This is a genomic window from Rhodococcus sp. (in: high G+C Gram-positive bacteria), from assembly GCF_049286785.1.
Taxonomy (GTDB): Bacteria; Actinomycetota; Actinomycetes; order Mycobacteriales; family Mycobacteriaceae; genus Rhodococcus_F.
In genome coordinates this window covers 1-4121 of record NZ_JBAQEO010000345.1, presented here as the reverse complement: position 1 = coordinate 4121, position 4121 = coordinate 1, and the positions used below count along the sequence as shown (strand labels likewise).

Here is a 4121-nt window from a genome sequence, read left to right as displayed (position 1 = left end):
GGCGACGGCGGTTGGCGACGGCGAGGGCGACGGCGACGGCGACGGATCAGACAGTGAGCGGCCGCCGAACCATCGTTCCGGTGGCATTACGCGGCAACAGATCGGTGGTCAGTCGCCAGCGGGTGGGCACCTTGAAGTAGGAGAGCCGCTCGGCTGCGAACTCGCGCAGTTCTTCCGCTGTGGTGGTTGTGCCCTCGTGCAGTACGACGACGGCGGAGACTTCCTCACCCAGATCCTCGTGGGGTACGCCGATGACAGCGCATTCGACGACGTCCGGATGTTCGTCGAGGGTCTGTTCGATCTCGGTGGGGTAGATGTTCTCCCCGCCACGCAGGATCAGATCCGATCGCCGGCCCGTCAGCCGCAACCGGCCGTTCTCCACCACACCGAAGTCGCCGGTGCGCAGCCATCGGCCGGGACCGATGGCCGCGTCCGTCGCGGCTTCGTCTTCCCAGTACCCGAGCATCACGAAGGGGCTGCGCACGCACACTTCGCCCTCGGTTCCGTCGGGCAGCCATTCGCCGAACGGGTCGCGGATCTCCAGGCTGACCGTGATGATCGGACGGCCGAGCGTGCCCGGGAACGCCTCGAGTTCGGGAGCGGTCGCGACGGCGATCGCAGTGCTGCACTCGGTGAGGCCGTAGCTGTCCACCAGGGCGTTGCGCGCGAACGGCACCTGCTCACGCAGCCGTTCCTTGAACGCGATCGAGGACGGTGCCGACGCCAGCGAGAACGCGGTGAGCGACGACAGGTCGTACTTGTCGAAGTTGCCGTGCTCGAGCAGCCGCGACGCCATCGTCGGTACGGCGCCCCAGTTGGTGACGCGTTCACGCTCGACGAGGGTCAGGACCTTGTCGACGTCGAAACCGCCCTGCGTCATGATCACGGCGCTGCCGGTCGCGAGGCGGGGGACCACCAGATTGTGCAGGCTCGCGATGTGGAAGAGAGGCGAGGTCAGCAGGTAGCGGAGTTCGCTGGGGGTGTCCGCGTCGCTCGACCGTCCGGCGAATGCTGCCATGAGGGCGTCGCTGAGCCGGTGGTAGTCGACCACAGCGAGAAGGTTGCGCTGCGAATGCAGTGCGCCCTTCGGGCGGCCACTCGTCCCGCTGGTGTAGAGGATGACGGACGGATCGTCCTCGTCCACGTCGACTTCGGGGAGCGGCGCTCCGTCGTGCGCGGCGACGAGCCGGGGCAGGTCGTCCTCGATGGTGAGCACGGTGATGCCGGTGGTGTCCAGATCGGCGAGGAGCGCCTTCCGCTTGGCGTCGACGATCAGCACGGAGGGGCGGCAGTTCTGGAGTCCGAACTCGATCTCCCGGGGAACCCACCAGGAGTTGAGTCCGACCGTGATGGCACCGAGTGCCTGGGTGGCCCAGAATGCGAGTACCCATTCCGGGGTGTTGGCGGCGAGAATCGCCACGCGGTCACCCTTGCGGACGCCGAAGTCCTCGCGCAGCGCGGCGGCGAGTGCCGCGGCGGCGTCTGCGTGCTCGGAGTACGAGAGTCGCCGGTCGGCGGTGACCACGTAATCGCGGTCACCCCACTTCCGCGAGTCCGCGAGAAGGTGAGCGACGGCGCGGTCCCGGTTCTTCATGACCGGCATGCGGGTGCCCAGCACTTCTTCTTCGACGATCTCGAAACGGCCGCCGGGACCGGTCAGCCGCGTCATGACCTCGGCTAGATAGAGCTGGGGATCGGTGGGAGCCGTCATCAGGGGTGGGCCTTTCGTCCTCGGGTGCTCTGGGGAGCATCGAGAATTGCACTTCCGTAATCGGTCCCGGGCGGTGTTTCCACTGACCGAGACTGTGGCGGATACCTGCCTCTACCGCCGTTACGTTCGGTAACGACATCGCAGCCGGAGGAACCCGAACATGACTATTGACCTCGACCAGCCCGGAGTAAAGGCCGGCCCGCGCTCGCCCGCGAAGTTGGGGGCCGAATGAGCACGCAGCCGGCGACGAGCACCGAGACCCGGGCCGCGCTCGCCGAGCGCGCCACGATCGCCGCGATGCTGCTCGATCGGGTCGGCGACCAACACCCGGGGCTGCGGACACGGGAACAGACCTGGACGTGGGACGCCGTGGTGCGTGAGAGCGCAGCCCGCGGAGCGCTGAGCCGGTCGTTGCGTGTCGAAGGACCGTTCCACATCGGAATCCTGCTCGAGAACGTCCCCGACTTCCTGTTCTGGCTCGGCGGCGCGGCGCTGGCCGGGGCGACCGTGGTGGGAATCAATCCCACCCGCGGTTCCACTGAACTCGAGGCCGAGATCCGGTCCGTCGATTGCCAGCTGATCGTGACCGACGCGGCCGGTATGGACAAGCTTCGTGGACTCGACCTCGGTCTGGAACCCGGCCGGTTCCTCTTGATCGACGACCCCGGCTACGCCGATCTGATCGATCGGCACCGCGTGCCGGAGCCGGCAGCCGAGCCGTCGGTGGGTGAGGATTCCCTGTTCCTGCTGCTGTTCACCTCGGGCACCACCGGTATGTCGAAGGCCGTCAAGTGCAGCCAGGGACGACTGGCCCGCCTGGCCGCCGCGAACACCGTCAAGTACGGCCACCACCGCGGTGACGTCGACTACTGCTGCATGCCGCTCTTCCACGGCAACGCGCTGATGGCACTGTGGGCGCCGGCGCTCGCGAACGGTGCCACGGTGTGCCTGACCAGGAAGTTCTCTGCCTCCGGATTCCTCCCCGACGTGAAGTTCTACCGCGCCACCTTCTTCACGTACGTAGGCAAGGCGCTGGGTTACCTCATGGCGACCCCGAAACAACCTGGAGACCTGGACAATTCGCTCGAACGAGGATTCGGCACCGAGGCCTCACCAGAGGACAAGTCGGAGTTCGTCCGCCGATTCGGGGCGGAACTGTTCGAAGGCTACGGCTCCAGCGAAGGTGCGGGATCGGTGAAACTCGATCCGGAAGCACCGGCAGGTGCCCTGGGCCGGCCGGCGCACGCAGGCATCGCGGTGGTCGACCCCGAGACCTTCGAGGAGTGCGCTCCCGCCGTTCTCGACCGGCACGGGCGGGTGCGCAATCCCGACGACGCCATCGGCGAGATGATCAACAAGGAAGGTGCGCGGGCATTCGAGGGGTACTACAAGAACGACGACGCCGACGCAGATCGCATCCGTAACGGCTGGTACTGGACCGGCGACCTGGGCTACATCGATCAGGCCGGGTTCCTCTATTTCGCCGGACGCAAGGGTGACTGGATCCGCGTCGACGGCGAGAACACGTCCGCGCTCATGATCGAGCGGATCGTGCGCCGGCATCCTCAGGTCATCGCCACCGGTGTCTACGCCGTGCCCGACCCGCGATCGGGCGACCAGGTGATGGCGGCGATCGAGGTCGCGGACGTCGACTCGTTCGATCCTGCGGAGTTCGCGAACTTCCTCGCCGGCCAGGACGACCTCGGCAGCAAAGCGGTGCCCCGTTTCCTCCGGGTGTCCTCGCACCTGCCGGTCACCGGATCGAACAAGGTCCTCAAACGGGAACTGCAGGCCCAACTCTGGCGGTGTCCCGAACCGGTGTTCCACTGGGTGGGTCGCGGCGAACCCGTCTACACGTCGATGAGCGAGGCCGACAAGGACGAACTCGAGGGGGAGTTCAGCGTTCACGGGCGTGAGCGCTTCCTGGGGATGTGAGGATGTCGGAAAACGGACGGGTCCTGACCACCCGGGCGACCCGGGGGAGCGGCTGAAAGATGAATCGGCACGACGAGAGGAACATCCCGGCATGAAGTTGGGCGTAGTGGTTCCGGTGGAACTGGGACACGCAAGTGATCCGGAGTGGATTCTCGAATTCGCTCGTGCTGCCGAATCACTCGGTTTCGACGAGATCTCGGCGGTGGAGCACTCGGTCGTCATCGCGGACACCGAGAGCACATACCCTTACTCGCCGACCGGCAAATCGCACCTGCCAGATGACTGCGAACTGCCGGATCCGCTGGAGTTGTTGTCATTCGTTGCCGGTGCCACCACGACGCTGGGTCTTGCGACGGGTGTTCTCGTGCTTCCCAACCACAATCCGGTGGTCCTCGCCAAGCGCCTCGCCACCCTCGACCGGTTGTCCCGTGGACGTCTGCGGATCTGTCTCGGCCTGGGGTGGATGCGGGAGGAG

General features: G+C 66.4%; 3 protein-coding genes. 2 read left to right on the top strand and 1 reads right to left on the bottom strand.

From position 1 onward, the window contains the following. Positions 1 to 46 precede the first annotated feature (46 nt). Positions 47 to 1711: an AMP-binding protein gene (locus tag WAW17_RS13020; RefSeq protein WP_422333382.1), complete on the bottom strand. Its 1665-nt coding sequence runs from the start codon at positions 1709 to 1711 to the stop codon at positions 47 to 49. Positions 1712 to 1939: 228 nt separating this feature from the next. On the opposite strand from WAW17_RS13020, the gene WAW17_RS13015 reads away from it, so the two are divergent. Both WAW17_RS13015 and WAW17_RS13010 read left to right on the top strand, forming a co-directional pair. Beyond that, positions 1940 to 3646, top strand: coding sequence for an AMP-binding protein (locus WAW17_RS13015; RefSeq protein WP_422333381.1), 1707 nt, complete (start codon positions 1940 to 1942; stop codon positions 3644 to 3646). Between the two features lie 91 nt (positions 3647 to 3737). After that, positions 3738 to 4121, top strand: a 384-nt coding sequence (locus WAW17_RS13010; RefSeq protein ID WP_422333380.1) for an LLM class flavin-dependent oxidoreductase, incomplete at its 3' end; no start/stop codon positions are given.